Origin of the sequence: Trebonia sp. (assembly GCF_030042015.1) — a bacterium.
Taxonomy (GTDB): domain Bacteria; phylum Actinomycetota; class Actinomycetes; order Streptosporangiales; family Streptosporangiaceae; genus Trebonia.
This window is the reverse complement of sequence record NZ_JASIAL010000103.1, coordinates 1-5,037: the sequence shown is the minus strand read 5'-3', so window position 1 is coordinate 5,037 and position 5,037 is coordinate 1. Positions and strand designations below refer to the sequence as shown.

The 5,037-nt window shown below is 71.9% G+C and carries 6 protein-coding genes; 4 read left to right on the top strand and 2 right to left on the bottom strand.

Features of this window, described 5'->3' with window-relative positions:
* Nucleotides 1-301, bottom strand: a 301-nt coding sequence (locus Q1N79_RS05210) for an NAD-dependent epimerase/dehydratase family protein (protein WP_300605129.1), incomplete at its 3' end; no start/stop codon positions are given.
* A gap of 99 nt (nucleotides 302-400) precedes the next feature.
* On the opposite strand from Q1N79_RS05210, the gene Q1N79_RS05205 reads away from it, so the two are divergent.
* The 3 genes from Q1N79_RS05205 (at nucleotide 401) to Q1N79_RS05195 (ending at nucleotide 3,157) form a co-directional block, all read left to right on the top strand.
* The gene (locus Q1N79_RS05205) at nucleotides 401-772 is read left to right on the top strand and encodes an FKBP-type peptidyl-prolyl cis-trans isomerase (protein ID WP_300605127.1); all 372 of its coding nucleotides are present in this window, start codon (nucleotides 401-403) and stop codon (nucleotides 770-772) included.
* A 93-nt stretch (nucleotides 773-865) separates the two neighbouring features.
* The gene (locus Q1N79_RS05200; protein WP_300605125.1) at nucleotides 866-2,302 is read left to right on the top strand and encodes an MFS transporter; all 1,437 of its coding nucleotides are present in this window, start codon (nucleotides 866-868) and stop codon (nucleotides 2,300-2,302) included.
* 21 nt (nucleotides 2,303-2,323) lie between these two features.
* The gene (locus Q1N79_RS05195) at nucleotides 2,324-3,157 is read left to right on the top strand and encodes a MerR family transcriptional regulator (protein ID WP_300605123.1); all 834 of its coding nucleotides are present in this window, start codon (nucleotides 2,324-2,326) and stop codon (nucleotides 3,155-3,157) included.
* A gap of 10 nt (nucleotides 3,158-3,167) precedes the next feature.
* On the opposite strand, the gene Q1N79_RS05190 is transcribed toward Q1N79_RS05195, so the two are convergent.
* Nucleotides 3,168-4,142, bottom strand: a complete 975-nt coding sequence (locus tag Q1N79_RS05190) for a 2-dehydropantoate 2-reductase (protein ID WP_300605121.1) — start codon at nucleotides 4,140-4,142, stop codon at nucleotides 3,168-3,170.
* A 117-nt stretch (nucleotides 4,143-4,259) separates the two neighbouring features.
* On the opposite strand from Q1N79_RS05190, the gene Q1N79_RS05185 reads away from it, so the two are divergent.
* Nucleotides 4,260-4,538 carry an FAD-dependent oxidoreductase gene (locus Q1N79_RS05185; protein WP_300605131.1) on the top strand — a complete coding sequence of 93 codons (279 nt, stop codon included), beginning with the start codon at nucleotides 4,260-4,262 and terminating at the stop codon, nucleotides 4,536-4,538.
* Nucleotides 4,539-5,037: the final 499 nt, after the last annotated feature.

Sequence of the window (5,037 nt, the reverse complement as noted above, 5' to 3'; positions counted from 1 at the left end):
TGCCGAGGTCGAAGTCGGCCTCGCATTCGGCGCTGACGGCCGCCGCCAGGTGGAAGACCACGCCAGCCCCCGCGAGCACGACGCCGGTCTCGGCCAGCACGTCGGCGAGGTCGCCGCGGACGGCGCGCACCCGGCCGTCGGCGGCCAGGTCCGGCGGGACCGGTGCCTGGTCGATGAGCGTCAGGCGGGACAGCGGGGTCGGCTCGCTCCCCGCCACGCGCAGCGTGCCCTGTGCCAGCAGCTGCCTGGCAAGCCGGGCGCCGAGGAACCCGGCGCCGCCGGTCACCACCACGTGCACCATGACGCCTCCACGGCGAGCCTAGGCATCGAGCCTAGGCATAGGGTGGGGGAGTTGGATAGGCGAGCAGGCGCGAGCAGGCGCGAGAGGGGATGCCCGGCGATGAACATCGATAAGCCCGAGGTCGACTTTCCCGAGGGCGAACCGCCGGCGACGCTCGAGGTCACCGACATCTGGGAAGGCGACGGCAAGGTCGCCGGCCGGGGCGACAGAGTCCTGGTGCACTACGTCGGGGTCGCGTACTCGACCGGCGAGGAGTTCGACGCCAGCTGGGACCGGGGCGAGCCGCTGGAGTTCCGGCTCGGCGCCGGGCAGGTCATCGCCGGCTGGGACCAGGGCGTGCAGGGCATGAAGGTCGGCGGCCGCCGGCAGCTGGTCATCCCGCCCGATCTGGCCTACGGAGACCGCGGCGCGGGGAACGTGATCGCGCCCGGCGAGACGCTCATCTTCGTGTGCGACCTCGTGTCGGCCTGAGCCTGGCCGAAGACGTAGGAAGACGTAGGAGGTTAGGAGATTAGCCGCCCGGTCGCTTGACCCTCCTGTTACAGGAGGCCTGAGGCTGCGGCCATGACCGCAATCAGCCAGCAAAGCCCGGCAGGCGCCGGCACCGCATCGCGCGTAGCCAAGTGGGCACCGCTCGCCGTCATTCTGTGCGGGACGTTCGCCTACGTCCTCGACTTCTTCATCGTCAACGTCGCCCTGCCCGACATCCAGCGGAGCCTGCACGCCGGCCCGGCCGCCGTCGAGTGGGTCGTCGCCGGTTACGGGCTCACGAGCGCCGCGTTCCTCGTGTGCGGGGGACGGCTCGGCGACCACTACGGCAGGCGGCTTGCCTTCTGCGCCGGACTGGCGATGTTCGTGGTCACCTCGGCGCTGTGCGCCCTCGCCCCCGACCCGGCGTTCCTGGTCGCGGCCCGGCTCGCCCAGGGCGTCGGCGCGGCCGTCATGGCCCCGAACGTCCTTTCGATCCTCGGCACCACCTACACCGGCCCCGACCGGGTGCGGGCGATCAGCGTCTACGGCATCGTCATGGGTGTCGCCGCGGTTGGCGGGCAGCTGCTCGGCGGCCTGCTGATCGACGCGAACGTGGCCGGCCTGTCCTGGCGCGCGATCTTCTGGGTCAACGTCCCGGTCGGAGCGACCGCGCTCATCGCGGCGACCCGGATGGTCCCGGCCTCACGCGCGGCGCGGGGCGGGCGACTGGACCTCGCCGGCGCCGGCCTGCTCACCGCGGCGCTCGTCGCGGTCGTCCTTCCGCTCCTCGACGGCCGCCAGGCGGGCTGGCCCGCCTGGTCGTGGCTGTGCCTGGCCGCAGGCCCGGTCCTGCTGACCGCGTTCGCCGCGCACCTGCGGCGCGCCGCCAGGCGCGGCGGGCATCCGCTGCTCGAGCCGGGCATCTTCGCGGTCCGGGCCTTCAGGTCAGGGCTGACCTGCCAGGTGCTGTTCTGGTGCCAGCAGGCGGCCGGCTACCTGCTGCTCTCGCTCTACCTCCAGCAAGGCCGCGGGCTGAGCCCGATCGAGTCCGGCGAGGTCTTCGCCGTCCTGGCCGCCGGCTACCTGATCACCTCGCTGCGCGCGCCAGGACTTACCGTCAGGTTCGGCAGGCGGGTGATCGCGATCGGCGCCATGACCGGTGCGCTCGGCGACGCCCTGCTGCTCGCGGCCGTCCTGCACTGGGGCACCGCCGGCCCGCTGACCGCGCTGTTTCCCGGACTGCTGCTGCTCGGCGCGGGGCAGGGACTGTGCATCACGCCGCTGACCACCACGGTCTTGTCCCACGCCGACGCCGGCCAGGCCGGCTCGGTCTCTGGCGCGCTGTCGACTGCCCAGCAGGTCGGCAACGCGATCGGCGTCGCGGTGACCGGGGTCATCTTCTACGGGCTGCTGACGCGCGGCTATGCGGCCGCCTACCGCTGGAGCGTCGCGGAGATGGCGGTCCTGCTGCTCGGCGTGACGGCGCTTTCCTTCACCCTGCCCCGCCCGCGCTCGCGCGGCGCCAGCTGACCGAAGGCGGATACTCAGACCATGGCTACGCGCCTGACCATCGGCGAGTTCTCCCGGATGACCCACCTGAGCGTGAAAGCGCTGCGGCACTACCAGGACGTGGGCGTGCTCGAGCCTGCCGACATCAACCGCTTCACTGGCTACCGCTCCTATGACGCCAGCCAGGTAGCCCAGGCTCAGGTCATCAGGAGGCTGCGGGACCTCGGCATGCCGCTTGATTCGGTCAGAACGGTCCTCGCCTCCTCCGATATCGAAGCAAGGAACCGCGAGATCGCGGCGCACCTTGAGCGGATGGAACGCCAGCTCGAGGAGACTCAGGCCGCGGTGGCGTCGCTGCGGGCGCTCCTCGAGGGCCCGGCGCGGCGGCCCGCCGTCGAGTTGCGGGCGATCCCGGCCGTGACCGCGCTGGCCGTCAGCGAGGTGGTGGATGCCGCCGACCTCATGGCCTGGGGGGCCGGGGCGTTCGGAGTTCTCGGCGACGCGCTGGCCGCCGCGGGCCTGGCCGCCGCCGGGCCCTTCGGCGCGCTGTTCCCCGGTGACTTCTTCGAGCTCGAACGCAGCGAGATCACGGTCTTCCTGCCCGTCGCAGACGGCGCGTCGGCCGCACGCGTGCCCGCTGGGCGGGTCTGCCTGCGGGTGATCCCCGCGGTGGAGGCGGCGGTGGCCGTTCACGAGGGCGCCGCCGACGACATCGACAGGACGTACGGCGCTCTCGGCACGGCCGTGGCCGAGCGCGCCATCGGCGTGGACGGCCCGATCAGGGAGTACTACCTGGTCAGCTTCGCCGACACCGACGACGAGCGCCTGCACCGCACCGAGGTCTGCTGGCCCGTCTTCCTGACCGGCGGCGCCTGACCCCCTGCGGTCAGCGCGCGCCGCGGACCCTGGCGCTGAGCTGGGTCAGGCCGTAGAGGGCGTCGACGAACGGCGTCGGCACGCCGACGATCGCGCCGATCTCCCTGACCGCGCCGGCCAGCGCGTCAAGCTCCAGGGCGCGGCCGGCCTCGGCGTCCTGCAGCATCGAGGTGCGGAACGCGCCGAGTTTCCTCGTGACCAGGTTGCGGTCGGCGGGGGTCTCGGCGATCGGGCAGCCGATCCGCGCGCCGATCTCGCGCGCCTCGAGCATCGCCGACTCGCAGAAGACGCGGACGAGGTCGTTGTCGAGTATCTGGTCGGCGTTCGCCCCGGTCAGCGCGGACACCGGGTTGACGGTCAGGTTGCCCCACAGCTTGTACCAGACGTCCTGGCGGATGTTCGCCGAGACCGTAACGGCCAGGCCCGCTTTCCGCAGCACCGCGGTGAGGCTTGCCAGCCGGGGCGAGTCGGTGCCGTCCGGCTCGCCGATGATGATGCCGTTCCCGCTGTGCCGCCGGATGACCCCGGGTTCCGGCGAGCTGGCGCTCATGTGCACGGTGCCGCCGATCACACGGCCGACCGGGATCGCCGCGGCGATCGTCCCGCCGGGGTCGACGCTGTCCAGGTGGCGTCCCGCGCAGGGCCCGCCGAAGCCGTCGAAGAACCACCACGGCACGCCGTTCAACGTCGACAGCACGACGGTGCCGGGCCCGAGCAGGGGGGCGATGCCGGCGACCGCGGTCGGCAGTGACTGCGCCTTGACCGCCAGGATCACCACGTCCTGCGCGCCGAGTTCGGCCGCGTCGCCGGCGGCGGTCACCGTGGCGGTGACCGTGCCGTCGGCGGATTCCACCCGCAGGCCGCGGGCCCGGATCGCGCTGAGCGTGGCGCCGCGGGCCAGCACCGAGGTGTCCGTTCCAGCGTTGGCCAGGCCGGACGCGACGAACCCGCCGATCGCCCCGGCGCCGACGACACAGATGCGCATGCGGGCCACCTTAACGGGTGCGGCTCGATCCCATCGGCCAGCCGGGGCGCGCCCGACGCTGCTTCGGCGTGTGCGCGACGTCCATGATCGAGTCGATGAGCGCGCCGCCGCCACTGGCTGCCAGGTCGCTGGCGGGCGCCGCGTGACGGTCGTACTGGCTGGGTCGGCGGGCTGCGAGCCAATGGGGGCACCGGGCCGGCCGGGCCAGGCCGGCTGGCCTGGGGCTTGCGGCGCGCATGCCTGGAGGCGGGCGTGCGAATCTTCGAGGGGACACCCGTCGTGTCGCTGACGCCGCCCGGCGCCGGGATGACGCTGACCACGCCGTACGGTAGCGCCGACAGGCGCGACATGTGGCTGCGCTTGCTGGACCGGCTTGGCCTGGGCTTCGACTCCTAGAAACTCGCGGGCATCGACGCGGTTGCGCTCCCGGCTCAGGGGGGAACAGTCTTCGATCCGCCTCGATTTGACGGGGGTCTGGGGTGCCCGTAGAGTTCTTTTGCCCTGTGGGGATGGAGCGCCGGAAGGCGTGACGGGACCCGGGGAGCCATTAGCAGTCTTCCGGCCTGGGGGTCTCGTGTCTGATGCGGGGCTTGCGGGGGGTTGGCTGGCTGCGGCTTGGGCGTGCCGGTGTCTGTGGTGTCCCGGTAAGATTCCGGGGTGCGTGGTTGACATGGGGGATGCTCCAGAGTACTGTTAGAGGGTTGCCCCGGTTGCGGGATGTTGTGTCTCGTGTGCGGGGGTTCGTTTCTTGAGAACTCAACAGCGTGTTAAAAGCCAGTGCATTTTTTTGTACGGTTCCCGTTCCGGGTTTTCCCTGCTGGTTGGGGGGGCCGGGATGGGTTTGCCATGGATGCTCTGTGGCTGGGTGCCGGTTTTCCCGGGCTGTCCCGTGGTT

Excerpts from the sequence above, each read along its gene's own strand:
- Q1N79_RS05205 (WP_300605127.1), top strand. The coding sequence starts at position 401 with ATGAACATCGATAAGCCCGAGGTCGACTTTCCCGAGGGCGAACCGCCG.
- Q1N79_RS05200 (WP_300605125.1), top strand. The coding sequence starts at position 866 with ATGACCGCAATCAGCCAGCAAAGCCCGGCAGGCGCCGGCACCGCATCG.
- Q1N79_RS05195 (WP_300605123.1), top strand. The coding sequence starts at position 2,324 with ATGGCTACGCGCCTGACCATCGGCGAGTTCTCCCGGATGACCCACCTG.
- Q1N79_RS05190 (WP_300605121.1), bottom strand. The coding sequence starts at position 4,142 with ATGCGCATCTGTGTCGTCGGCGCCGGGGCGATCGGCGGGTTCGTCGCG.